This window comes from Candidatus Paracaedimonas acanthamoebae (assembly GCA_017307065.1).
GTDB classification, from domain to species: Bacteria; Pseudomonadota; Alphaproteobacteria; order Caedimonadales; family Caedimonadaceae; genus Paracaedimonas; species Paracaedimonas acanthamoebae_A.
Map to the genome: position 1 here is coordinate 1 of JAFKGL010000023.1, position 26,077 is coordinate 26,077.

Annotated in this window: 23 protein-coding genes; 12 read left to right on the forward strand and 11 right to left on the reverse strand. The window is 35.2% G+C overall.

The window, feature by feature from the left end:
* From J0H12_05735 to J0H12_05745, 3 genes are all read left to right on the forward strand, one after another.
* A partial coding sequence (locus tag J0H12_05735) for a 30S ribosomal protein S21 (protein MBN9413405.1) occupies window positions 1–127 on the forward strand: 127 nt, incomplete at its 5' end.
* A 197-nt stretch (window positions 128–324) separates the two neighbouring features.
* Window positions 325–1,599, forward strand: a complete 1,275-nt coding sequence (locus J0H12_05740) for a hypothetical protein (protein MBN9413406.1) — start codon at window positions 325–327, stop codon at window positions 1,597–1,599.
* Window positions 1,600–1,751: 152 nt separating this feature from the next.
* Entirely contained in the window at window positions 1,752–2,588 is an 837-nt protein-coding gene (locus tag J0H12_05745; protein MBN9413407.1) for a sel1 repeat family protein, read from the forward strand.
* 769 nt (window positions 2,589–3,357) lie between these two features.
* Here J0H12_05745 and J0H12_05750 read toward each other — a convergent pair.
* On the reverse strand, window positions 3,358–3,993 hold the full coding sequence (locus tag J0H12_05750; GenBank protein MBN9413408.1) for a hypothetical protein: 636 nt from the start codon (window positions 3,991–3,993) through the stop codon (window positions 3,358–3,360).
* Between the two features lie 108 nt (window positions 3,994–4,101).
* Between J0H12_05750 and J0H12_05755 the strand changes: the two genes are divergently transcribed.
* A complete protein-coding gene (locus J0H12_05755) occupies window positions 4,102–4,995 on the forward strand; it encodes a 4-hydroxybenzoate octaprenyltransferase (GenBank protein MBN9413409.1) in 894 nt (297 codons plus the stop codon).
* Between the two features lie 50 nt (window positions 4,996–5,045).
* Here the strand turns inward: J0H12_05755 and J0H12_05760 are convergent, their stop codons facing one another.
* The 9 genes from J0H12_05760 to J0H12_05800 form a co-directional block, all read right to left on the reverse strand.
* On the reverse strand, window positions 5,046–6,659 hold the full coding sequence (locus J0H12_05760; GenBank protein MBN9413410.1) for a hypothetical protein: 1,614 nt from the start codon (window positions 6,657–6,659) through the stop codon (window positions 5,046–5,048).
* Window positions 6,660–6,686: 27 nt separating this feature from the next.
* Complete coding sequence (locus tag J0H12_05765; GenBank protein MBN9413411.1) at window positions 6,687–7,388, reverse strand: outer membrane beta-barrel protein; 702 nt, start codon at window positions 7,386–7,388, stop codon at window positions 6,687–6,689.
* 151 nt (window positions 7,389–7,539) lie between these two features.
* Entirely contained in the window at window positions 7,540–8,199 is a 660-nt protein-coding gene (locus tag J0H12_05770; GenBank protein MBN9413412.1) for a DUF1003 domain-containing protein, read from the reverse strand.
* 25 nt (window positions 8,200–8,224) lie between these two features.
* Window positions 8,225–10,318, reverse strand: coding sequence for an NAD-dependent DNA ligase LigA (gene ligA / locus J0H12_05775; protein MBN9413413.1), 2,094 nt, complete (start codon window positions 10,316–10,318; stop codon window positions 8,225–8,227).
* Window positions 10,315–11,982, reverse strand: a complete 1,668-nt coding sequence (gene recN, locus J0H12_05780; protein ID MBN9413414.1) for a DNA repair protein RecN — start codon at window positions 11,980–11,982, stop codon at window positions 10,315–10,317. Before recN ends, ligA begins: the two co-directional genes overlap by 4 nt.
* Window positions 11,983–11,993: 11 nt before the next feature.
* Window positions 11,994–12,818 (reverse strand): outer membrane protein assembly factor BamD, encoded by an 825-nt coding sequence (locus tag J0H12_05785; protein ID MBN9413415.1) that lies wholly within the window; start codon window positions 12,816–12,818, stop codon window positions 11,994–11,996.
* Between the two features lie 119 nt (window positions 12,819–12,937).
* Entirely contained in the window at window positions 12,938–13,912 is a 975-nt protein-coding gene (locus tag J0H12_05790; protein MBN9413416.1) for a UDP-3-O-acyl-N-acetylglucosamine deacetylase, read from the reverse strand.
* Window positions 13,913–13,997: 85 nt separating this feature from the next.
* Window positions 13,998–15,221, reverse strand: a complete 1,224-nt coding sequence (locus tag J0H12_05795; GenBank protein ID MBN9413417.1) for a CCA tRNA nucleotidyltransferase — start codon at window positions 15,219–15,221, stop codon at window positions 13,998–14,000.
* A 4-nt stretch (window positions 15,222–15,225) separates the two neighbouring features.
* On the reverse strand, window positions 15,226–15,756 hold the full coding sequence (locus J0H12_05800) for a hypothetical protein (protein ID MBN9413418.1): 531 nt from the start codon (window positions 15,754–15,756) through the stop codon (window positions 15,226–15,228).
* A gap of 383 nt (window positions 15,757–16,139) precedes the next feature.
* Here J0H12_05800 and J0H12_05805 point away from each other — a divergent pair, with 383 nt between their 5' ends.
* Complete coding sequence (locus J0H12_05805; protein MBN9413419.1) at window positions 16,140–16,526, forward strand: hypothetical protein; 387 nt, start codon at window positions 16,140–16,142, stop codon at window positions 16,524–16,526.
* Between the two features lie 529 nt (window positions 16,527–17,055).
* On the opposite strand, the gene J0H12_05810 is transcribed toward J0H12_05805, so the two are convergent.
* Complete coding sequence (locus J0H12_05810; GenBank protein ID MBN9413420.1) at window positions 17,056–18,399, reverse strand: MFS transporter; 1,344 nt, start codon at window positions 18,397–18,399, stop codon at window positions 17,056–17,058.
* Window positions 18,400–18,648: 249 nt separating this feature from the next.
* On the opposite strand from J0H12_05810, the gene J0H12_05815 reads away from it, so the two are divergent.
* The 7 genes from J0H12_05815 (at window position 18,649) to J0H12_05845 (ending at window position 25,912) form a co-directional block, all read left to right on the forward strand.
* A complete protein-coding gene (locus tag J0H12_05815; protein ID MBN9413421.1) occupies window positions 18,649–19,572 on the forward strand; it encodes an EboA domain-containing protein in 924 nt (307 codons plus the stop codon).
* Complete coding sequence (locus J0H12_05820) at window positions 19,562–20,464, forward strand: TatD family hydrolase (GenBank protein ID MBN9413422.1); 903 nt, start codon at window positions 19,562–19,564, stop codon at window positions 20,462–20,464. The genes J0H12_05815 and J0H12_05820 overlap by 11 nt, the downstream gene beginning before the upstream one ends.
* Window positions 20,465–20,476: 12 nt before the next feature.
* Window positions 20,477–21,385 (forward strand): UbiA-like protein EboC, encoded by a 909-nt coding sequence (gene eboC / locus J0H12_05825; protein MBN9413423.1) that lies wholly within the window; start codon window positions 20,477–20,479, stop codon window positions 21,383–21,385.
* A gap of 14 nt (window positions 21,386–21,399) precedes the next feature.
* Window positions 21,400–22,605, forward strand: a complete 1,206-nt coding sequence (locus J0H12_05830) for a 3-dehydroquinate synthase (GenBank protein MBN9413424.1) — start codon at window positions 21,400–21,402, stop codon at window positions 22,603–22,605.
* Window positions 22,602–23,825: a metabolite traffic protein EboE gene (gene eboE, locus J0H12_05835; protein MBN9413425.1), complete on the forward strand. Its 1,224-nt coding sequence runs from the start codon at window positions 22,602–22,604 to the stop codon at window positions 23,823–23,825. The genes J0H12_05830 and eboE overlap by 4 nt, the downstream gene beginning before the upstream one ends.
* A gap of 3 nt (window positions 23,826–23,828) precedes the next feature.
* Window positions 23,829–25,202: an alkaline phosphatase family protein gene (locus J0H12_05840; protein ID MBN9413426.1), complete on the forward strand. Its 1,374-nt coding sequence runs from the start codon at window positions 23,829–23,831 to the stop codon at window positions 25,200–25,202.
* A 167-nt stretch (window positions 25,203–25,369) separates the two neighbouring features.
* On the forward strand, window positions 25,370–25,912 hold the full coding sequence (locus tag J0H12_05845; GenBank protein ID MBN9413427.1) for a hypothetical protein: 543 nt from the start codon (window positions 25,370–25,372) through the stop codon (window positions 25,910–25,912).
* Window positions 25,913–26,077 lie beyond the last annotated feature (165 nt).

The following is a 26,077-nucleotide window of genomic DNA, read 5'->3' on the forward strand; positions in this document are numbered from 1 at the left end:
GTTTCGTGAAATGAAACTTCGTCGTCATTTTGAAAAGCCTTCTGAGCGCAAGAAGCGCGAAAAAGCTGAAGCTATTCGGCGTATTCGTAAGCTTCAACGTAAACGCATCGAGCGCGATGGCTTCTAAGAAGTCATAGCTTAACGAAATTTAAAAGCCTCTAAAAGAAATTTTAGGGGCTTTTTTATTGACCTAAATTTTATATCTTCAAAACTAAAAATTATTGGGATGGAAAATTACTTGCTTTGGTCTGTAATTTCCATTATTTACATAAGAGTCAAAAATATATAATTTCTCTTTAAACTTTTTTATCGAAAAGAATTAAAATGACTTGTAGATTCTCAAAAAACAAAAAGTTTTCATTCATTTTTGGAATAATTTTATCAATTAATTTCACAAGTAATGTAAATGCGACCGATCTCGAATTTGAAGATGATCCTATACATTCTATTTTGGCAAAACTTACTCCTGACACCGTTTTAGATCCTAATATGGAAATTAGTGCTTTCTCTTCAGAAACAAGTGAAGGAACTATTGGAAGTAATATCTTTAATTTTTTGAGACAAGCAACATCAAGTATCATCATAGCGTCTGATAAATGCACGAATGAAGAATTTTTAGATGATTTAATTGGGCTTACCGATGGTATAGAAGGAGTTCTTCCTAATGTCAGCATCAAAATTGTTACAGGGGAAGATGAAAAAACTACGACCGCTTTATCTAAAGATAAATATTTAGGGAGGATTACTCATCAAGCTATACAAGGTAATCCTGATAGAAGTGGAAAAATGCACAATAAGTTTATTATTGTAGATGATGCACTCGTTATCACTGGGTCACCTAATTTAACATACGCAGCTTATAATTATAATATTGAGTCTTTTGTTGCGATTCATCATCAGTATCTTGCTGGATTATACAGCCTTTATTATCACTATATTATCAGCGGGAAAGATAAATATGATGAAACTCAAGTTGAATACCAAAGGGTAAAAGATAAATTAGAGCTTTTTAACACTCCTGAAAACCCACTCCAAGTCTGTTTAGCACCAATTTTATCAGTAAAAGATTTTGTTACTCCCCAATTAGTATCTTCACAAATCATTAATATTAATATGTTTCTTATAAGTCGTGCAGAACCGCAAGATTCTGATATTATAGCACATCTTATTCGTGCAGTTCAGGGGGGGGCTCAACTTTCCATAAAAGTAGATGGTTTGCAATATAGATTGAGTAGATATATGCCATTAGCTTTAGCTCCTTTAATAGCTCAAGATCAATCGGTTTATACAGTTGTAAAAACACCGGAACGTATAACAACAAGAACAATAACCAGACCTTTCCGAACAAAACCTCAATTCCACGATAAGCTCGTGCTAATTATGCAAGCTGATGGAACAAAAAAAATATGTATTGGGTCGGCTGGATTTACTGATAATGTGCAGGACAACATGAATCTTGAGAATATGCTTTTATTAAAAATCTCCGAGGAAAATGTTAAATTACAACCGATTTATACAAATTTACTAGCTCATTTTAACTCCATTGATAGTAATCGTACTGGCTTGGCTGTCACAAAAGTAGAAAATGACTCGAATTGACTTTAAATAATAAGGGGGGTAAATTTTATGTATAGAATGAAAAAACTAAGGCGGTTTATAACAAAATGATGAGAATTAATTTAAAATTAATGACCTTTCTATTACTATCATCTCCAGTTTGTGCCTCACATACAGACAATTTGGGTGAACTTATGCAAAAAGATATTATGCTTCGTCCCCATGTGAAGGATCTTATATTAAGCTCTGAATTACCTCAGAAATCTAAGATCTTAAAAAATATTGAATCTCCTCAATTTACTGAATCAACAGAGTTAGAAAATGTTATGAACGGCATTTTTGGAAAAAATAAATGGACTCCTCACGTATATCCTTTTGAAAATGATATATTACAGGAATTATTCAAAAAATATTCTCCAAAAACCTCAGCATCTGAGAAGTATATGATCTTTCTTGCCAATGTTTTGGAAGTGGTTGGAAGTAAACTATATGAACAAAACAAAAAATATATAGAACATTTAGAACACGCAGCTTCACTTGGTCATGCAAGAGCTCAGTACAAAATGTTTTTTATAGATTTTAGGATGGGAAAAGTTGCTGAAGCAAAAAATTATCTCTTTTCTTCTGCGGCACAGGGGTATGCGAGCGCCTTACTAAAACTTAGCGAAGTCTACCAAGGGGTTTGGGATATAGGAATTGATGCAGACCAAAACATTGCAAAATTACTTTGTAAACAAGCGTCCGACCTTGGCGATTCAGAAGCGAAATTTAGAATCGAAGTTTCAACTTTAGTAGATGGATTGTTTAAGTCTGAAAAAAATTATCAAGAAGGTATCCGTAACGCGAAAGCTCTTGAAGAAGCGGAAAATAAACCTGCAAAAGATTTTTTGGATGCTACTCGAATGAGCTCTGGAGGCGCTTTACAAGAAGGAAATGATTTTATAACAAATACTGATCTTGAATTTTTAAGAACCTATCTTGGATGGAAAGATGAAGGTGAAGAAGTAAGTGAAGAGGAAGGTTCTATTTAGTTACAACCACTTAATGCAACTTTATGACCTGTGGATCCTTAAATTTTAAAATTAGAGAAAGAAATTCTCTACAAGTGAAAATGTTTAAGCGGGCTATTTTAATTATCCCTAAGTTTTCCCTATTTTCCAAAGAAATTAAGAGGGTTGAGGATAGAGAGATCTCATAAACATGATATTTTCACATGAGAGTAAACAGACTGCCTCTACGGGTATTAAATATACGTCTTTGTGCTAATTATTCACACTGTCAAACATCCAATTTTAGTCTAGTCTCTCTCTTCCCCGGTACCAAGGGAAGGTGAGAACTTGTCCTCTTCAAAATCAGGGGAGATCCTGAAGGTGTGGTGTACATTCCTTGATGTACGGTGTATTAATTCACTAAGTCATTTTTTTGTTTTTCTCTCTTTCTTTCACTTTATTTTTAACCTTGTTTTAAGGCGCAAAAAGTCATTCGCTTAAATCTTAAAATCCAAGCCCCTTAAAACTCTTATTTCCGACGATGTTGTTACTTTCGTTCTTTTGCTTGTTTTATCTTACCTAACACATCTTATCTTTCTCCTATCTTAAACGTTAAACCTACCTGTTCTTTCTTTTAACTTACTTCGGGGTGATCAGCTCCCTTAGGCTCTCTCGAGAAGATTGTTGAAGAGTTCGTCAACTCTTCAACCCTATACAATTATAGTAACAAATTTCACCAAAAATATCAACAAATTTCCGTCACGCCTTTCAAAAAAGTCTAAAAAAGCCTGTAAAAATAAGGATTATACGTCTAATCATTGCCTCTTAAAATAAATTCTAAGGACACGCGTTCTTGATGATTAATTTCAAGAGCAAGATACAGTTTCTCACATAACATGCGTGTATAAATGGCTTGGATAACGTGAGATGACATTTCATCTTCGGAGAGTTCTCCTGTTAGAGAGCTTAAAATGATAGGGCGTAAAGGAACAAGTTTTCCTTTGAGGTGCAAACGGATTATTTGAGGTTTGATAAATTCTATGAGTAATTGCCCTCCATAGGGCGCAATTTCGGCGCAAATAAAGCTCAAATTAGCAATTACTTGAGCATATTGCGAAAATGTAGAAGAAATCTCAGAGCTTTGTTGAATTTCTTTTTCCCACAGGAGTTCAATTTTATTCAGCATCAAAAAATCTTGGAGAAGTTTTTTTGCTTGATCAATAGTTGATAAATGGGAATCAGACGAATACCCAAAAGCCGCGCGACAAAAAACAAGTTTTCGAATAGCTTTTTCTGCACTTTGTTTAGCCAATTCCAAAAGTTGTAAACGATCTTCCGGGTCTGATTCTTCTAAAAGCTCGAGGCTGGTATTAATCGCCCCTATGGGTGTAATTAAATCATGACATAATCTAGAGCATAGCATTTGAGAAAATTTAATTAAATTCATGATGAACAAGGCCCCCCAAAATTGTTATTAATTGATAACTTAAGATTTTCTATCAAGAATAATTTTGATTGGCGAGAAAAGAAAATTTGTTTTAAGAAAGATAATAAGATGAATACAGATCTTTTACCTGAATTTTGGCTCGATCGTTGGTTACCTTCATGGGTAAGACCTTATACTCGTCTTGCGCGATGGGATCGCCCCATTGGAGTGCTTTTATTGCTTTATCCCGGACTGTGGGGGCTCGCGCTTGCTTCTTCAAATCTTATACCACTCAAAGAAATTTCACTATTTATTGTCGGTGCTATCTTAATGCGAGGGGCGGGTTGCACCTATAATGATCTTGTGGATCACAAGTTCGATGCCCGCGTTTCTCGCACCGCCACAAGACCCTTACCAAGTGGGGAAATCACCCGTCTTAACGCCATTATTTTTTTAGCTATCCAACTTTTTTTATCCGCTTTTATCTTATTTTCTTTTTCAATATCTGCAATTCAAATAGGGTTTGCTGCACTGATTCTTGTAGCTCTTTATCCTTGGATGAAACGAATTACTTACTGGCCTCAAGCTTTTTTGGGATTAACTTTTAATTGGGGCGTTCTCTTAGGTTGGGCAGCTTTAAATGGTAAGATATCTATAATTCCTTTTCTTTTTTACAGTGCCGGATTCTTTTGGACATTATGCTACGATACGATTTATGCCCACCAAGATCGAGAAGATGATTTTCTCCTTGGCCTTAAATCAACAGCTCTTGCCTTAGGAGGGAAAACGCGGTTAGTTTTAAGTTTATTCTTTTTATTGATGATCTTATTTTTAGTTGCTGGGGGATTCAAAGCCGACCTTAAATGGCCCTATAATTTGGCAATTTTGTTAGTCACAGGACACGCTCTCTGGCAACTTAAGAAATTAAATATTAATGACTCTTTTAGTTGTTTGCGGCTCTTCAAAGCAAATCATTGGATTGGTCTTCTTATTTTTATCGGAATCATTCTTGGAAAAAAATAAGTAAGGCTTTTATGAAAGCCTTACTTATACTATATGGGCGACATTATTGATTAGGATAACGACGCTTGCTTAAAAAATGAGACTAAAGCAACCTGCTGTAGCATAGTAGGTTTTATTATGGCGGTAATTCGTTTTTTTATATTATCTTTTGTTGTACCTGCAGGAGCAGTTGAGATTGCGTAAGCAGCTGCTAGGACTTTTTCATTGTTTAGATTAAGCCCACTCTTAAATTCTGCTAACTTGTCTTTAATTATTTTAGCATTATTTTTATTTTTATCAACTTCAGCCTCAATTTGTTCTTCTCGGCCTTGAATTGTTGCCAAAATTTCATCTTTAAAAGTGTCTGACTTTTTGGGGTCGAAAGAGATTTCTTCTCCAATGGCATAAACTTTAGCTGGAATTTTTGCAGGTTCTTCTGTTTCTGTTTTACCTTTCTTCATAGGAGGAGGTGGTGGTGGAGGGACAACAGGACCTGCAATATGAGGAGGTGGTGGTGGCGGTACTTCAGCCCCAGTTTTTTCTGATTTTTTTTGAGCTGATTTTGCTGAAGCCGCTGCTAGACTTGCTTGTCTTTCTTTTATTGAACCTAGATTCATTTCTGCAATTTCATCACTCGCACTGATCTTAGATGCATCATCTGTGAGCCCACTTTTTGTAGATTCAATATTTTCTATGTCAAATAATTTATAAAGTCTTTTTTGAATTTCTTGATCAGCAATATTTTTAATAAGAATCTGAAATCCTCTTTGATTATCTTCTTTTTTATAAAATGATGTGAATTCTTTTTCGGTAAGTTCTCTTCCTTTTTTCTCTTGAGGTTTAATATAAGTATTGATCCTTTTCATTAATTCAGATGAAGAAGAGGTCCCTTGAGGATTTACTTTAATCTCAGAAAGGTGAGAAAAAATTGCTTGAAGATCTGCTTGAGGGATTATTTCATACATTTTAGCGAAGACCCCTAAATTATTTTGGACAACAGCTGAATTTATCTTGCGAACATCCATGAAGAGCATGAGAGTTGGAGGAGACTTTTTAATATATGTAAGATCAGCTTTAATTAGAGTTTTTAACTCTTGAAGTCTTTGTTGTCCGGCCTTAGCTAGGTTGTCAAAATATAATTTCTGCTGTTGCGCATGTAGTTTTCTTAGAACTTCTGACCCTTCTAGCATGCTAAGAATATCATCCAATTTATTTGCATTCGAAGTCTGGTAAGCAAGTTTTATAAACTTCTCTTCTAAGTGTAAAAGTAATTGAATACTTCCTATTTCTTCAATTTTCTCAAGTAAGTTTTGGAATTCATTTTTATCAACTGTCTTTCCTGCTATTTCAATTTCTTGAGTAATTTTTTGAATATAAGCTTCGGTTTCTTGAGCAACTTTCTTTTCTAGTTCCGGATCTACGGTTAGCGTTCCTTTTCCACCTTGAGCAACCAATGCACGAAGTTTAGAGATTTCCGCCTCTAATTTTGCGATGTGTTCTTTAGTTTTTGGATCTTGAGTAGATGTTTGTTGTTGTTTACTTCCAGTTCCAGTCGAAGAGTTTGCTGGAGAAGCCCCATTATTAAGTTTAAGCTTATTCCATTTATCGAGAGCATCAGCATGAAGATTCATAGAACTCCCAAGACCTATCATGAGCGCCAATAAAGAAACCGAATTTTTTTTCATTTTATTTCCCCCTCTACTTTTTTTATTTTAATAGAAACGATATGTATAGCGTACGACAAGAGAGTTAATATTTGGTTTAAATCGAGTCGTTGTCACAGCATTGGTCGAATCTGCTTTTGATAATTTTATCGAAGAGAAACGAGTTTGTTTTAAGTCAATACCAATAGAAGAAGAATCGTTCCAAGCATATTGATAGGTTAGACCATATTGAAAACCAGCTTTTTGCTTTGAAACTTTATGAAATTCTTGTCCGAAACCATCATCGTGGTAACGGGTGTAGTGAGTTGATTCAACTCCAAGGATGGCGCCAATAAAATGACGGTTATGAATGATGGGACCTATCTTGAAATTTCCCCCAAAAGATCTTTTTGTTTGTAATCTCTCTGTAACATCCGTACCAGTGCCAGGTTGAAGCTCTAAAGTATTGCGAATTGTATGCTCAAGAGATGAAAAAGCATAAAAGCCTTCAAAACTTACGCCGATCTTATTTTGATAGAAAGGGAAGAAATAGCCTAGAAAAGCTTCTCCTCTTTCTGAGGTGTTCCTGATGGTTTTATTGGTTTGAAAAGATTGATTACCACTGACATGCAGATCTGAGCGTTTTCCTTTAAAAGAAGATCCACCTAAAGAAACACCTGCATAAAATCCTTTTTGGAATCCCTCATTAGCATGGGACATGCAAGAAATTGCGCTAATCCCAATCAAAAGTGATAACATTTTATTTTTCATAATTTTCTCCCTATTTAAATAAAATTCAAGTTTATTTAAGCAGAGAATTATTAATAATTTGTTTCAATAAATGAAAAAAATAAAGATAAATAAAAAATTATTTTTAATAAAATTTTATAGTTTGAGATAGCCCATATTTATTCCATTGATCTTAATTTTCCTTATTGTTTTCCAAGGATTTTAAGTGTTTTTCGGATGATTGAATATAGGCATCTAACTTATTATTGAGCATCCTAATTTCAAATTCTGCTTTAAGATTGACTTCATAATCATGAGTCGCGCGTAAGCGGTCTTTCGCTTCTTGACGATTTTGACTCATCATAATAATTGGGGCTTGAAGGGCTGCAAGACACGATAAGATCAAATTTAAAAGAATATAAGGGTAGGGGTCGAAAGGGTGTGTAAGAACTTTATAAGAATTAAAGAGAGTCCATCCTATCATAAAGACCCCAAAGCTGATAATGAAACTCCAGCTTCCTCCAAATGCGGCAACTTTATCAGCAAGCTTTTCGCCAAAAGTTCGTTTTTCATGATAAGTATGATTTAAGTTCTTAGAGATGTTCTTTTGATGTTTAAGACTATTAATCACGTGCTCTTCTGAGGATTTTATATCTGGCATCATTTTCTTAAGGCATCCTAATTTATAGTGATCGATGTCTTTAAGACAGATGAAATCCTTTTTTTCAATGTTCTGATGATCTTGTTTAATACACTCAAACACTTCATCTCTTAGAAAAACAAGAGGGAATAAAGAGGCATTTTCTAATTTTAGGTTGCAAATACAACACGTTGTTTTTGTGTTTTTAGACATAAAAATCCTCACTGACTATCAATAGTTATTGATCCAATCCCTGAATAAGAGAGAGCCATTCATCCTCAGTTAGAAGCTTAACACCGAGCTCTTTAGCTTTATTTGCTTTACTACCTGTATCGGCACCACAAACGACGTAATCTGTTTTAGAAGAGACCGATCCTGCGACTTTTGCGCCCAGCGATTCTGCGCGCGCTTTGGCTTCTGCACGGGTTAAAGTAGTTAAACTTCCGGTAAAAACAATAACTTTCCCACTAATGGGGGAATGTTCTAGAATTGGAGAGAGACTATCCTCAATGGTGATATATTTTTCAAGGTTTTCCAAAATCTCGATATTATGTTGCTCTTTAAAAAAGCTAAGGAGATCTTCACCCACACTTGGACCAATTCCATCAATGCTTAGAAGATTTTGGCGTTCTATTTCTTGACCTTCAGCCGCCTTTTGCATCGAGACTTTCCATTGAAGGTAACTTCCATAATGATAGGCAAGTAATTTTGCCGTAGTTTGTCCTATTTGAGAGATACCTAAGGCATAAATGAATCTTTCAAGTGAAATATTTCGGCGATTGTTAATTGCTGAAAATAAATTTTGGGCTGATTTTTCTCCCCATCCTTCGCGCGTCGCCAAAGGATTCAAGCTGCTACTGTCTTGAACTTCAAAGGTAAATATATCAACCGGCGTCTTTAAAAGGCCTTCGTGGAAAAAGTGTTCAATATGTTTTGCGCCCAAGCCTTCAATATCAAAAGCATCCCGCGAAACGAAATGTTTTAATCGAAGAGCAGCTTGAGAAGGACAATAAAGGCCCCCCGTACAACGGCGCGCCGCTTGATCAGGAAGTCGTTCAATATAACTTTCACAAATAGGGCAAAGATCTGGAAATTTAAAAGGTAGAGAACGATCTGATCGATCAGGGTTTAAGACTTTTATAACCTGGGGAATTACATCCCCTGCGCGCTGAATAAGGACCCGATCTCCAACACGAATATCTTTTCTCTTAAGTTCATCTTCATTATGCAAAGTAGCTCGTGAGACGATAACACCGCCCACATTGATGGGCGTTAATTGAGCAACAGGTGTTAAGACGCCGGTTCTGCCAACTTGCAGGATAATATTTTCTAGAATAGTTTGAGCTTGTTCTGGGGGAAATTTATGGGCAATTGCGTAACGCGGCGCTCGTGCGACATTCCCGAGGCGCTGTTGTAAGGCTAAAGAATTGATTTTATAAACAACACCATCGATATCATAATCAAGCCCAGATCGGAGTGTTTCTAATTTTTTATAAAATGATAAGATATCAGTGAGAGAAGCGCATGACTCGATAAGAGGATTAACGGGGAAAAACCATTCTTTAAGGCATTGTAGTCCTTCTAAATGAGTTTTTACGTTGACAGGATATTTACTATACCCATAAGCAAAAAACTCTAAAGGACGAGCGGCAGTAATACGAGAATCTAGTTGTCTTAAGGATCCTGCAGCAGCATTTCGGGGATTTGCAAAAAGAGACTCTCCAGATTTTACTCTTAAAGAATTAAGATCATTAAAATCACTATGTTTTATATAAATTTCTCCCCTTATCTCTAAAATTTGAGAGGAGGGGATGTGATGAGGAATTCCTTTTATCGTTTTGACGTTTTCAGTGACATCTTCACCTATTTCACCATCACCTCTTGTTGCTGCTTGTTTGAGAAAGCCGTTTTCATATCGAAGAGAGCATGAAAGCCCATCAATCTTAGGCTCTGCAATAACCTCAATCTCTTCTGAATTTAAGCCCAAGAATCGACGTGCACGATCAAGAAAATCAGTCACATCATTCTCAGTAAAGGCATTGTCGAGAGAGAGCATTGGCGTTAAATGAGTGATCTTAGAAAAGCCAGGAGCAACTTTATAACCTACCTTTTTAGAAGGGCTATCTGGACGTATTAAGTGAGGAAATTTGAGCTCTATCGCCGCATTTCTTTGTCGTAATGCATCATATGTGGCATCGTCGATTTCAGGCTGATCTTTCTGATGATAAAGAGAATCATGGTAAGCAATCTCTTTGGCTAAATATCTAAGCTCTGCTTGGGCTTCAAGTTCCGTTAACTCCTTGATAGAGGTAATTTTTTTTGAATCTATCAAAGATGAGTTCCTGTTTTAAGAAGTTGTTCTGCTGCAGCTCTGGCTTCATCAGTAACAGAAGCTCCCGCAAGCATACGAGCTATTTCTTCTCGGCGCTCATTATCATCTAAAACATAAACTTTAGTTTGAAATTCCTCTAGATGAGATCTCTTATAAGCATGCATATGATAATGTGCATAACTTGCAACTTGAGGAGAGTGAGTAATCGCCAGAACTTGAAGTTGATGGCTTAGTTTTTTTAAACGTTGCCCTATTGCAGAAGCAACAGCACCTCCAACTCCAGCGTCAATTTCATCAAAGATCAAGAGTGAATTTTGGGTATTGTTGGCTAATAAAACTTTGAGAGCTAACATTAAGCGAGAACGTTCCCCTCCAGAAGCAATTTTAGTTAGAGGGCCAAAAGGCATCCCAGGGTTCGTTGAAACAGTAAATTGAACATGGTCATAACCAGATTCATTCCAATTATCTTCTTCAAGTTCCGAAAAAAGAACTTTTAGTCGAGCATTCTCAAGTTTGAGAGGGGGGAGTTCTTCAGAAAGAGCATGTTCGAGCTTCAAAGCTGCATTCTTTCTAGCCTTACTTAATTCTTCAGCATTTTTTCTAAATACTAATCGTGTATTTTCTAATATTTCATCTAAATGTCTCAATGTTTCTTCTGAATCTTGGATGAACATAAGATCATTTTCAATTTTACTTTTTACAGCAAATAAATCAGCAATGTTTACATCATGTTTTCTTGCAACTGATCTTAAGTGGTATAGGCGGTCTTCGATTGATTCTAACGTTTCATTTCCTTGGATATCTAAAGAAAAAGAAGTTTGAAGTTGTCTTAGAGCTTCGCTGGTTTCAATAAGTGCCCGATCTAAAACAATTAAAATTTTATCAAAAGTTCCATGGGTAATTTCATTGGCTTTATGAACATTTTTATAGGCTTGTAATAAAAGAGATTCTGCACCTCGTTCATGACTTAGTGCCTCCAAAGAAGATTTATAAATATCTTTTAGTTTTTCAGAATTTTGAAATTTTATTCTTTTTTGAAGTAAAATTTCTTCTTCGTTTTCTTGAAAGTTTAATTCTTTTAATTCCTTGAGGCAATATTGCAAGTATTCTTGGTTTTTTAATTGCTTTGCAGCTTTTTCTTGGGTGTTTTGATGCGATTGTTTTGCAGCTTTATATGTCTTAAATGCTTCTTTTGTTTGAACATTTAAGATTTCTAAACTACCAAAGCTATCAAGAACATCTTGGTGACTTGTTGCATTCAATAAGTGATCAAATTGCCCATGAATTTCTACGAGTATTTCACCAATTGTTTTTAAGAGATTGAGAGAAACAGTTTGATCATTAACAAAAGCTCTTGAACGGCCATCTCGTGTTAAGATACGCCGAAGAATTATTGTATCACCTGCTGAAAGTCCTTGTTCATTCAAAAGTTTATGAACAGGGTGAGTTTCACTAACTAAAAATTCAGCTGTTACGGTAGCTTGATCTTCTTTGGGGCGAATAAGGTTCGTATTACTTCGTTCACCTAAAGCAAGCCCCAATGCATCAAGTAATATGGATTTTCCGGCTCCAGTTTCTCCCGTAAGAGCACCAAAACCAGTTTTAAATTCAAGATTTAATTGGTCGATTAAAACCACATTTGTAATGGAAAGAGTCTGAAGCATAGGTTACTTTATTATTTGTCATTCCAAAGCTTATTAAACCAAGTTAAATGTTCTTCTGCATTCTTTTCTCTAAAATCTTCTCCTTTTATCAAAAGATAAGTTTCTGCATACCAATTACTTGCTGGAAAATTATGACTCAAGATCGAAGCTGTAGATAAAGCTTCTTCTTTTAGATTAAGGGCGAGATAAACTTCGACAAGACGATGGAGAGCTTCAGGAACATGTGCCGTCGTCTGAAAATCCTTTATAACTTTACTGAAACGATTCATTGCAGATATGTATTTTTTCTGTGTTTGATAATAACGCCCCACATACATTTGCTTAGCTGCCATGATATCTTGAAGTAAATTAAGTTTTAATTTTGCATCTTTTGCATAACTACTTTTGGGGAATCGTTTTACAATTTCTTGAAAAGAGTCTACAGCAAGCTCTGTCATTTTTTGATCTCTTTCTACAGGAGAAAGTTGCTCATAGTAGCAAAGGCCCTGCAGGTAATAAGCATAAGATATATCAGGATGTGCAGGATGTAGTTGAATGAAAGTATCTAAAGCAGCTAACGCCTTTTCATATTTTTGATTTTGATAATGAGCATATGAAGACATGAGTTGTGCTTGTGTTGCCCATTGAGAATAAGGATGTTGGCGTTCAACTTCATCAAATGCAATTGCCGCTTTATTGAATTTACGCTCTTTTAGTTCAGTCAAACCTGTATTATAGAGTTCCTCTACAGATCTCTCGACATATTTTTCATCTTCTGTACTTGAACAAGCCGATAAAATTGAAAGTATACTTATGATGACTAAAGTAGAATATCTTTGAACATGAATATAAGGCATATTAACCTCTAAAAAATTGTAACCTTCTATCCTGATTAGCCTTCTTTGGTGAAAAAGCCAAGAAGAAATGATAAGAATATAAAAAACCTACCGAACATTTCATTTAAGAATGCGGGATGTTAAGCAGAAATAGAGTGAACATTCGATAGAGAATAAATTGCAGGATGCCATTCTGTTGAGTCTCCTAAAGATTCAAATCTCCAAGCAGATTTATCTGATAAAAGAGCGTTCACGAGTTGATTATTCAGTGTATGGCCGCCGTTATAAGCTCTATAACAACCAATTAATGGGTGACCAATAACATACAAATCTCCAAAAGCATCAAGAATTTTATGGCGGACGAATTCGTTTGAATATCTCAGGCCTTCAGGATTCATAATTTGTCCATTATCAATGACAATCGTATTATCAAGAGATGCGCCAAGTCCAAGTCCAGCTGCAAAAATCTTTTGTGCATCCTCATAAAATCCAAATGTTCTGGCTTTTGAAATTTCTTCTCTAAAACTCTGAGAGGAATTTTCAAAAGACATTGTCTCTGTAATTAATCCCTGACGGCCTTGAAAATCAAGCGTACAGTGAATTGAAAAATTTTCAGCGGGCTCTAATGTTGCAAATCTATTTTCTTCTTTTACGGTAATTGGTTTTAGAATCCGAATAACGCGACGTAGAGCTTTTTGCTCATTTATTCGAGCATTTTCTAAAAGATGAATAAAATCGATAGAACTTCCGTCTAAGATTGGAACTTCAGGTCCATCAATTTCAATATGTAGATTATCTATTTCACAAGCAGCAATAGCGGCCATTAAATGTTCAATCGTTGAAACGCTCGCGCCACTAGCATTTGCAATCTTAGTACTAAGAAAAGTATCAACAACATTTGATACTGTTACTTTGATGAGATTATTTTGTGCTAAGTCAACTCTCTCAAATACGATACCTGTGTCGGCTGGAGCAGGGAATAAACTAAGGGTAGTATTCTTTGCTGAATGAACACCAATTCCCCGATAAGAAACAGGATGAGAAATAGTTTTTTGTCGCATCATAACTGGAGAGAATTTATCTACATTAGTTTTATTTTTTAAATGAGATAACACAATCATCCTCTATCATTTTGTTAATTTCAGGTTAATTATTACGTGATTTTTGAAATTACGGCAAATTAGGCTTTATTACGAAATATTACTGATAGGATATTTTTAGACGATGATATAATTCTTGAAGGCATTCAGCATGACTGGGTAAGAAATCTTTTTTAATCCACCAATCTTCAATTTCAGAGAGATATATCCCTACTTGGGGACCGGCAAGAATACCAAATTGCAAAATATCGTCACCTTTTAAAGGAAAAAAAGGTCTCTTCCAAGTTTCTAAAAAAGTAATAAGAGTTTCTATTTTTGAATTATCACCAGTGAGAGCTGCCTCTATTAAACGGTAATCTAAAATGAGATCTTTAGGATAGCGATAAAGCAAAATGGCATCAGTGGAAAAATTTTGTTCAAAAAGAGTTTTTAAAGTTTTTAAGTAATTTTTTTCTACTTTAGAAAATTTAAAAAAATCCTGTTCTGTAGAAGAGGAAATATGCAGCAAATAAAAACGCCTTAAAGGATTTAAATTAGTGAGATGTGTATATTTTTTTTCCAGTTCAATTAATCGATTCATCACCTCTTTATTAAATATTTTTTCTGTCGGAAAAAGAAGATCAAAAATTTTAGCTTCATACATCTTTTGTAAAGCAAAAACAGGTGAGGGGGCAGAACATAATTTAAAGAATTCTTTATGCACACGTTCGGTTGATAATAGTTTCAGAGAAGAAGAAAATTTTTTACAGGCTTCATATGAAGAAAAATCAATTATTTCATTTCCAAAGTGAGCAAGAAAACGGAAAAAACGTAAAATCCTAAGATAGTCCTCTTGAACGCGCCGTTCTGCATTGCCAATAAACTTAATAATGCCATGTTCTAAGTCTTTTTGACCTTCCCAAGGATCATACAATTTTCCCTGAGGGGCCAGGTAAAGCGCATTGATTGTAAAATCGCGTCTTTTAGCATCCTCTAACCAATCATCTGTAAAAGCGATCTTGGCGTAGCGACCAAAAGTTTCAACGTCTTTTCGTAAAGTTGTAATTTCAAAAACTTGTTCATTTATAATGGCAAGTATTGAACCATGCTCAATCCCAAGAGCGATGACTTTAAATCCTTTTGCTGTAATGAATTTAATCATTTCTTCAGGAGAATATAGGGTGGCTATATCAATATCTTTTACAGGTAATCCGAGAAGTGTATCTCGAATACAACCTCCAACAAATCTAACTGTTTCATTGGCATTTGGTATGCAACCAAGTAAGGCTTGGGTTGTTTGGCTTTGAAGCCAGCCGGGTAAAGGAATAGTTCCAGCTGGCTTCATAAAATTAGCTCATCCAGGTTGAAATATAAGAAGGCAAATGTTGAATAAGTTCTTTCTTCACTTGCTTATCTATGTCATTGACCAGCTCTTCTTGGAAACGCTTAAGTTGCTGCTCTCTTTCTTCAGAAGAAAGGTCCACAGGAATTTGAAGTGTGCGAACAACTGCCGCATGCACAGAGCCTATAATGAAATTTTGATCATTACGAAGCTCTAATTTGACCCGAATTTTTCCGTCATATTTTTCCTGATAGGTGTCTAATTTAGCATCTTCAACTATCAAAATGGCACTCTTATCATTTCCATATGTTACAAAACGAGAATTTCCCCATCCTTGAAGAGCAAGGCGAAGATTTTTAGTTGTTTGTGTCTCTTTACCAAGAGGCGTATTAATGATTTTTAAATTCTTTACATCGAGATGAATGGGTTGCTCTTTTGTAAATTGATAACCTGGAGCCTTTTTTAAATCATACTCTGCACATCCTATCAGAGACGTCATGCAAGCAAGGATTGTATAAGTAAGTAATTTTGATTTCATCATAATTCTCCATTTTTTAACTTAAGTACATTGCTACATGTTACAATTTGTAACTCTTTAATTTTATTCACATCTAAAATCTCAAATCAACCAAGGAACTATATAATAAGCATTTAATATCTGCTTAATTTTAAACTATAAAAAAAAAGGTTTGCGAGAAATCGAATTTTATTAACTTAAAATATCTGTCAATTTGCCTTTTTAGCATAGTCATAACCTTGACTATGCGCATTTTTTATCATATATTAAAAGAGTCTATAATGGTTTAGACTGTATAACTAAATCAGAGTCCATGTCCAGTCGTATAGCCTTCTTGGTAGTTCAAAAACCTTGCAGGGAGTGTTTGTAGGAGATGGTTTTTGGAATCTGACTGGAGAAAAAGTATGAATAATGAATTGTTTGTTGGTAACTTGTCTTTTACAACATCTGAGCAAGATCTAGCTTCTTATTTTGAAGCAATCGGTCCTGTTGAATCTACAAAAGTGATCAAAGATCACCGCACAGGTCGCTCACGTGGATTTGGTTTCGTAAAAATGGTTAATGAAGCTGATGCAAAGAAGGCAATCGCTGACTATGACGGAAAAGATTTCTCAGGTCGTACCTTGAAGGTAAATATTGCTGGTGCCGGTGGCGAAAGTGGTGGTGAGCGTCGTAGTAGCCACAGTGGTGGCCCCCGTTTTAATAATAGAGGCCCTCGTGAAGGCGGCGGCGGTGGCGGTCGTTCTTTCTCAAGAGGCGGGGATTTTGGTGGTGGACGCGGTTCTTACTAATTAATATCCTTTAATTTTCAAAAGCCAGTTGTATTTTCTTATCTTTAAAAAATAAGATTGTATTAACTGGCTTTTTTCAACTAAATTAAAAACTTAATCTATCCATAATTTTCACCATTCGCGATTCAAAAACTCACAAACATAAAGTACAAATTTAAAAAAACATGATTTGAACAACGCTTTAATGAATAATCCACCATTCAAGATAGTCGTTTGTTTTTCGATTTTTTAACAGCAAAAAACCAAAAAGAAGAAATGAATAAAGAGCCAGCCATTAATCCTATGTATGAGTGGATTTTTCTTAATAACTTAGATGGAAGTCTCAGGTTCAGAAATATGGTGATAGATGTTTCTGACGCTAATCTTGAAAGTTTCTTTTATAGAAGGCCGCTGAGTGTATTATACAAGCATATCTCCACGGCTATGAGAACTATCAACCCTTTGCTAAGCTTTATTTTAAACGTGCAATGTAGATACACTCAAGGATGTAATTTTCTATTTTTGAAAGTCTCTGAAATCTAATTACAAATTATCTAAACTCTTTAATCGAAGCCAATATTCTAGCAAACTTTCTTGTAGGAAATATACTCTCAATAAGATTTGAATAGGGTAAAATAACTTTTAATTTAATCATGCTTATAAGTGCAATCAATGCTCCAACTATTAAAAGGTATGCAGGCGCTTTTTTATCGCCAGTCATATAGACAAGCAAAGCAGAGATAAAGGGAGTTAAACCACCTAAAATAGCTTGTACAAATGTTATACTAAATGCAACACCGCTATACCGTTCTTCAGCAGAAAAAATTTTAGGAAGCAATCCTGCAAAAGGCGCATAAAAGCTAGCACAAAGAGTTCCAAATATAATTTGAAAAATTATAAAATTTGGAAGGTAAAAATATTTTTCCATGAGCCAAAATAAAGGATAAATCAGTATGATATTACATAAAATTGATTTGGTAAGAAAATTACTTATTTTTAATTTATCAGCCCATAAGCCAAGAAAAGGGATTATAATTGCTGAAAAAAGAGCAATCCCCATATTAATAGCAATGATCTTATAATTTGGAAGATTAAATGATATCTTTAAAATGCTTCCTGTATATATAGTAGACATATAAAAGGAGGTAGATGCAAAGATTGTTAACCCTATTCCTCCAGCCAAACGGTCCTTAGAGTTTTTCAGGAGTCCAATTAAGGGAAATCTCTTAATCTTATGATTCTTTTCTATTTTTTGAAAAACTTTGCTTTCTAACATGTATTTAAGTCGTATAAAATAAAAGACAATTGTCAGAACCCACCCCACAAAAAAAGGTATTCTCCACCCCCAATGAGGCATTGTAGGAAGAGTAGATATATAAGCAACGATAGTTCCCAACGCCACCCCAAAAAAACCTACAGAACGAAGGAGGCTTACCAGAAAAGCGACATTGTTTTCAGAGCTTTGTTCTTGAAGAAATACAGATGCACCACTAAATTCACCTCCAGAGCAAAAACCTTGTAAAAGGCGACAAATTATCAAACAAATAGGCGCAAAAATACCGATCGTATTATATACGGGTAAGACACTTAGTAATAAGGGAAAGAAAGAAGCTAAGCCTAACGACATTAAAAGAGCCTTTTTTCTGCCTAATTTGTCGCCCAGATGTCCAAAATAAATCCCTCCGAGAGGGCGCAAAATATAACCAGAAGCAAAAATTCCTAAGCTTAAAATAATTGAGAGAGATTTATTATTCGTTGTGAGATGAGGCGGGAAAAAAAGTTCTCCCATAAGAATTGTAAAAAAACCATACAGAAACATGTCATATTTTTCAATGGCATAACCAGCAAGAATAGCAACAACAGAACGATTTAATTTTAATACATTCACGGACATTACTCGATTCCTTATATAACCTATTAAAATTATGGGATTTTGCAAAATCCTTCAAAAGTTGAAATTTTTCTTAAAATTCTATTGAAAGCATAAAAGTATAAAAATTTTTATCCAATAATAAATAAAATAAGTCTCAAGCAAGCATTGTTTAAATTTAAGCTAACTTTCTACTATTTTAAATATTATCTTTTAGTAAACTATTAATAGTTAAGGATTTTTTTGAATGATTGATAAAGTAAGGAGAGGGAAGTGTATTATCAGTCTAATCTTGAACAAGTATTTTCTTTATTGGAAGAAATTCTAATTCTTAATGCGCAAGAAGAGAGCTTTAAGTGGTTAAAAGATCAGCAAGAACATGCATTTTCAGATAAGTCAGATTTTATTTATTTTAAGATATTTAGTAGTATCCCGCGCTATTTTACGAAAGACCAACTTCAGTTAACCCCAGATTTATTAGAAAGAATTAAGATACTTCGTAAAAATTGGTATCTATCTCATTGGTCTGTTGATCAAGCTGCCCGTATTTTTCTACTTTTAATGATCACAAATACTCGACAAAAAGACTTTAAAAAAATATTTTTAAAACTCTATGCTACAGCAAATATTCAAGAATTAGTGACCCTTTATCAAAGCCTTCCTCTCTTACCTGCACCTCAAGATTTTATTTTGCAGGCCGCAGAAGGAATACGAAGCAACATGACATCCGTTTTTAATGCGATCGCGCTATATAATCAATATCCTTTTAATTTTTTTAATCAAGAAGCTTGGAATCAGATGATTTTAAAAGCTCTTTTTATCGGCGCTGATATCTCTCATATTGTTGGCATTAATATACGAGCTAACCCGACATTAGCTTCTATGCTTATAGATTATGCCTTTGAAAGAATATCCGCTAAGCGCCCAGTAAAAAGCGACTTATGGTACCTTGTAGGTATTTCTACTATGAATAATATTTCTGCATTAACACAAATTTTAAAAAATCCAAACAGAGAAATACAGCAAGGGGCAGCTTTAGCTTGCCATTATTGTCCCTTACCTGAAGCAAAAGAAAATCTTATTCAATATTCACATTTACAGGAAAATATAAAGCCAAACATATGTGAGATAGATAACCACTTTAACCTTTCTACGATTAACAATTTAACGCGCGGAGAAGACAAATATGTTTATTGATCCTCATATCCATATGACCTCACGAACAACAGAAGATCTTATTAAAATGCAGAAAGCTGGCATCGTAGCCATAATAGAGCCTTCTTTTTGGGTGGGACAGCCACGTACTTCTGTTGGCACATTTCAAGATTATTTTAATAGTTTAATAGGTTGGGAGCGTTTTCGAGCAAGTCAATTCGGGATTCGACATTATTGCACCATCGGTCTTAACTCAAAAGAAGCCAATAATGAATCTCTTGCTGAGCAAGTTATGGAATTGATCCCTTTATATGCATGTAAAGAAGGAGTCGTTGCTATTGGTGAAATTGGATTTGATGAACAAACACCTGCTGAAGAAAAATATTTTCGTAAACAATTAGAGCTCGCCAAAGAACTTTCCTTACCTGTAATGGTGCATACCCCGCATCGCGATAAAAAACAAGGTACCTCAAGAAGCATGGATGTCTGCTTAGAGCATGGGTTGCAACCTCATCAAGTTGTCATTGATCATAACAATGAAGAAACAGCACAAGAAGTATTAGATCGTGGTTTTTGGGCAGCATTTACGATTTACCCCCATACAAAAATGGGAAATGAAAGAATGGTAGACATTGTTAAACATTATGGTTCTGAACGGATCATTGTAGATAGTTCTGCTGATTGGGGACATAGTGATCCTTTAGCCGTTTCTAAGACAGCCCATCTTATGCGTGAGAGAGGTATTCCCAAGGAACATATTCATGATGTGTGTTACAAAAATTCTTTGACCGTTTACTCTCAAAGCGGCCAAATGAAAGAAGAGGATTGGTTAAATCCTCCTCATATGGATCAAACAGCCTTATTTAACGGTAATTCTGTTTTACGGGGGCAAACTTTATTAGCAAGCATTGAAGATAATATTATTATTAATTAAGGAGTAATAATAGTGCGTAATTTCAAAGCGTTTATATATTTAATGCGGCCTGCAAATATCATGACTTCCATGGCTGACATTTTTGCAGGTTTCTTCGTAGCGCATACTTATACCATTACAACTTCTCATGAGTTTGATTTTTGGATACCTTTACTGTGGCTTCTTCTTTCAACAACGGGACTCTATGGAGGGGGAATTATTTTTAATGATGTTCGTGATGCAGAACTTGATCGTAAAGAACGTCCAGAAAGATTGATTCCAAGTGGTATTATCACACGAAAACAAGCAGCAATATTTGGCCTAAGTTTATTTGCAATAGGTATTAGTGCAGCTTACCAAGTATCTTTTTTATCCTTTTATATTGCTGTCATAATTTGTTTTCTAACATTTTTTTATAATTTTTATGCGAAGCACTTTACCTATCTTGGCGCACTTATTATGGGACTTTGTCGAAGTAGTAATTTAATTTTAGGAGCAAGTGCTGCAGGAGAATTAGGGAATTCTTTAGAAATTCCTCTGGGGATTTTAAGCGCAAGCCAACTTATGTTTGTAGCCGCAATAACTCTTATCAGCAAAAAAGAAGTTAGCACGAGCTTTAAAGCTAGCTTCTGGCCATCCGCCATTCTCTATATCTTATCAATCATATTGACTACTTTTGCAATTATCCATAGAGGGTTAGAGATTATGCCTTCTTTGGCTCTCATGGTTCTTTTTTCCTATTCTATTTTTAAACCTCTCTTAAAAGCCATGAAGAAACCTCATCCCTTAGTTGTTCGGCAAGCTGTAAAAGCAGGGATACTCTCTTTAATTCTTTCTGATGCTGCCATTGTAACGGGATTTGCGTCTTGGGAATATGGAGTGGGTGTATTGGGATTAATACCGCTTTCATATCTCTTTGCTAAATATTGTTCTGTTACTTGAAGAAAGGAAGACTCATGGATATTTTAAGACAAGAATTTTCTGTCCCTTTTTCCTATGAAGTTCATTTTACCAGAGAACTTTTTAGGAGCGATAATCTTACTCTTTCTAACGTACTTGAGAAAGGAAAGAAAAATACTCCCGTAAAGGTCTTAATTATTGTTGATGCAGGAGTTCTCACAAAACAACCGTCTTTGTATGATCATATGATTTCCTACGCAAACACACATTCAAATATCATGATGCTCTGCCAAAACCCCATCATAATTCCAAGTGGTGAAGGAATTAAAAATGATCCCCAGTTCTTAGAGAGTGTTTACCGTCAAATCCATGAATGTGGTCTATGTCGCCATTCTTATATTCTTGTTATTGGGGGAGGGGCATTATTAGATATGGTTGGTTATGCTGCTGCAACGTCTCATCGCGGAATTCGTCTCATTCGCATTCCAACGACTGTTTTATCTCAAGCAGATTCCGGGGTTGGTGTTAAAAATAGTATCAATTATTTTAGTAAGAAAAATTTTTTAGGCACTTTTGCTCCACCTTACGCTGTAATTAACGATTTTGATTATCTTGAAACACTTGAAGATAGAGATTGGCTATCTGGGATTGCGGAAGCGGTCAAAGTTTCATTGATTAAAGACGAAAAATTTTTTAATTTTATTCATGATAATGCCATTCAATTAAGCCAGCAGAGAAACATGAAGCTTATGGAAAAGCTTGTTGTCCGTTGCGCTGAATTACATATGAATCATATTGGTCGGGGAGGGGATCCTTTTGAGATGGGTTCCTCTAGACCTTTAGATTTCGGTCATTGGGCAGCTCATAAATTAGAACAGCTCACCCATCATCGCTTACGTCACGGAGAAGCGGTGGCGATTGGTCTTGCTTTAGATATAACCTATTCTCATTTAAAAGGTTTTTTATCTCAAGTTGAGTGGGAAAAAATTTTACAGACTCTGCAACGATTAAACTTTTGCCTCTATGTGCCAGAACTTTCACAACATGCTGAGAATCCTGATCATCCTGCCAGTATTTTTAAAGGATTAGTAGAATTTCAAGAACATTTAGGAGGGGAATTAACAATTATGATGCTTGAGAAGATTGGAAAAGGCATTGAAATCCATAATGTTGATATTCATCTTTTTCAAGAAGCTATTCGATTTTTAGAAAAATACGATGTCGAAGCAACAACTTTCTTACAAGAGAAGTACATTTCATGAGAATAGGGGAAAATGATTTTTTTCATCTTACTTATTGTTCAAATATTCATCCAGGAGAGCATTGGAATGAAATTTTTCATAATTTAGAGAATTATATCTTACCTCTTAAAGCATCTCTTTCTCCTGATAAATCCTTTGGGATCGGGCTTAGATTGTCGGATAAAGCTTCTAGAGAACTTCTCTCTAGCTCTGCTCTCATTGCTTTTAAAGATTGGCTTTCACACAATAATCTTTATGTTTTTACTATTAATGGCTTTGTTTATGATCATTTCCATCACAAGCTTATCAAAGAAAAAGTCTATCAACCGGATTGGACAACTTCTGAAAGACGAGACTACAGTTTAAGGCTTGTCAAAATATTAACGGCGTTAACTCCTCCAGGAAGTGAAAGCGGTTTTTCTACATCTCCTCTTTCTTATAAGCCATGGCTTGATGCCTCTACAAAGCTTACTACTTTTCGCACAGCGACTTTTTCTCTCATGCAAGTTGTGGCTGAAATGGTGAGAATTAATGAAGGGGAAGGGAAGTCACTTCATATTGATATTGAGCCAGAACCTGATTGTTTAATTGCAACCACGGAAGAAGCTATATTCTTTTTCAAGGAGTGGTTATTTTTTGAAGGTGCATCCCAACTTGCGTCTCTTTTGAAAGTTTCTCCTAACAAAGCAGAGGCTTATATACGAAAACATGTGCGTTTATGCTATGATATTTGTCATTTTTCCATTGAATATGAAGATCATACAAGAAATTTAAGACTCTTAAAAGAGGCCGGTATCGAGATTGGTAAAGTTCAAGTAAGTTCTGCCTTAAAGGTTCACGTATCAAACGATAAGGATAGACAACAAGGCATAATACAAAATTTGACGTCGCTAACCGCGTCTCCTTATCTTCATCAAGTTATCATACGCGATAAACATGGAAATCTCTCTCGTTATGAAGATTTAATAAAAGCAATTCCAGATTTTTCTAAAATGGCTGAAGCCGAATGGCGTATACATTTTCATGTACCGCTATTTTTAGAGAAATACGATACTCTTCACTCCACACAAAATGACGTTAAAACAGTCTTAAATTTAATTCAAGAGAATAAGGCCACATCTTATCTTGAGATTGAAACTTATACATGGGATGTCCTTCCTCCTTCCTTAAAAGAGGACTTAAAAGATTCTCTTCAGCGCGAATATGAATGGGTCTTGCAAAATTTTAAACCAAAGGATTAAAAAATGCAAAAAACAGCTGTTATTAATGTTGTTGGGCTTACAAAAGAATTATTAGGTGAACATACGCCTTTTTTAACTCAATGGGCTTCTCAAGGAAATATTTCTACGATCAAACCGGCTCTTCCAGCTGTAACCTGTACTATGCAGAGTTGTTATCTTACAGGACAATGGCCAAGTGATCATGGCATTGTGGGAAATGGGTGGTATTTTCGAGAGGAGTGTGAAGTTAAATTCTGGAAGCAATCGAACAAATTGGTAAGGAGTCCTAAAATTTGGGAGGTCGCCAAAAAATTAGATCCTACTTTTACATGCACGAATATGTTTTGGTGGTATAATATGTATTCAACTGTTGATGCATCGGCTACACCAAGACCTATTTATGCGGCCGATGGTCGTAAATTTCCAGATTGCTATACTTATCCTTCAGAGTTACGACAAGAACTTCAGGATGAATATGGTCCCTTTCCTTTATTTGATTTTTGGGGGCCTAAAACATCTATTCGCTCTTCAAAATGGATTGCACAAGCTTCTAAAAAATTAGAAGAAAAAAAACCGGCAACACTAACCCTTATGTACTTACCGCATTTGGATTATAATCTTCAACGACGAGGCCCATATCATCCAGATAATGCGATTGATTTAAAAGAAATTGATGAAGTTTGTGAAGATCTAATTACATTTTTTGAATCGAGGGGAGCACGAGTTATTGTCCTTTCTGAATATGGGATCACACCTGTACATAATGCAATCTCGATAAATAGGATATTAAGGCAGAATGGTTATCTTGAAATTCGAGAAGAACGAGGAGGGGAGATTTTATATGCTGGCGCAAGTAGCGCTTTTGCTGTAGCTGACCACCAAATTGCGCATATTTATGTAAATGATAAAAGTAAACTCACAAAAATACGTAAGCTTATTGAAAAAATTCCCGGTATTGAACTCGTTTTGGCTGAAAATGATAAAGCTCTACACCATTTAGATCATCCGAGGTCTGGCGATTTAATAGCAATTGCCGATAAGGATTCGTGGTTTACCTATTACTATTGGCTTGAAGAACATAAAGCCCCTGATTTTGCACGGACGGTTGATATACATCGTAAGCCAGGCTATGATCCTGTAGAACTTTTTGTTGATCCAAAAATTACATTTCCGAATTTAAAATTTCTAATGGCAATGGCCAAGAAAAAATTAGGCTTTCGTTATTTATTGGATGTAATTCCCTTGGATCCATCCTTAATTAAAGGATCCCATGGTCGTTATACAGCGCCTGATCAAGGCCCTCTTATTATTAGTAAACAAAAACATATTTTTTCTAATGAACGATTACAATCTATAGATGTTTATAACGTCATTCTTGCCCATTTAGGGATAGGATAATTAATTCTTAGCATATTCTTCTTATTCTTCACATTAGTTATTTTTATAGTTATTGGTCATTCGGCAATATCTCGTGTAACTGATTATTAATATTTATGATTCATAATATTTTCAAAATCAAATAAAAAGATTTTTAATTATAAAAATTAACTATAATGGAGAATTATATGAAAATATTGAAATTTTTTTCTTTACTCTTAATATTAACAAATTTATCAGATATTGCTATTTCTAGCGCTAGCTCTAGTTCTAGCGAATCAACCCGAGATATTAGAAGAGAAATAAGTCTTGGTGAAAGGATTGATACAACTGCTGACGCCTTTAACGCAGATCCAAATTCAAGTACACTCGTAAACTTTTTAAAAGCAGTTGCAAATTACGCTAATTTTCTTGAAGGAGCTGATCGTTTGGGCTCCACTGTTGGCGTAGATAAGCATGCAGTATGTAAAGATGCTATTCAGCGTGTGCAGCATTTAAGAGGTGGCGCTTTACTGCATGTTGATCCTGCTAAAATTATTACTACAAGTGGTGGAGAGAGAGCCCAACTTGATGTTGTATGGGTAAGTGGGAAAGATGTGTATGTATACGACTTTAAATTTGGCGGTGCCAAGAGTGATACTTTTCAGCGGAAAAAATATGAGAGAGCACTTACTGAGAGATATCCAGGCAGGACTATTCATAAGTTAATAGAGATACATCCAAGAAACTAAATTTTCAAAGCCATCACGAAGTAGATTCATTTTACTTCTTCGAGGCAGCCTTTAACTGCATATACCCTATATAGTATATGGCAAATTATGATCTTAACTTTTTGAAGTTGAGGTATAAAAAGCTTGCTTAGATAATAGTCATGTAGCAGATTAAGTTAAAATTTG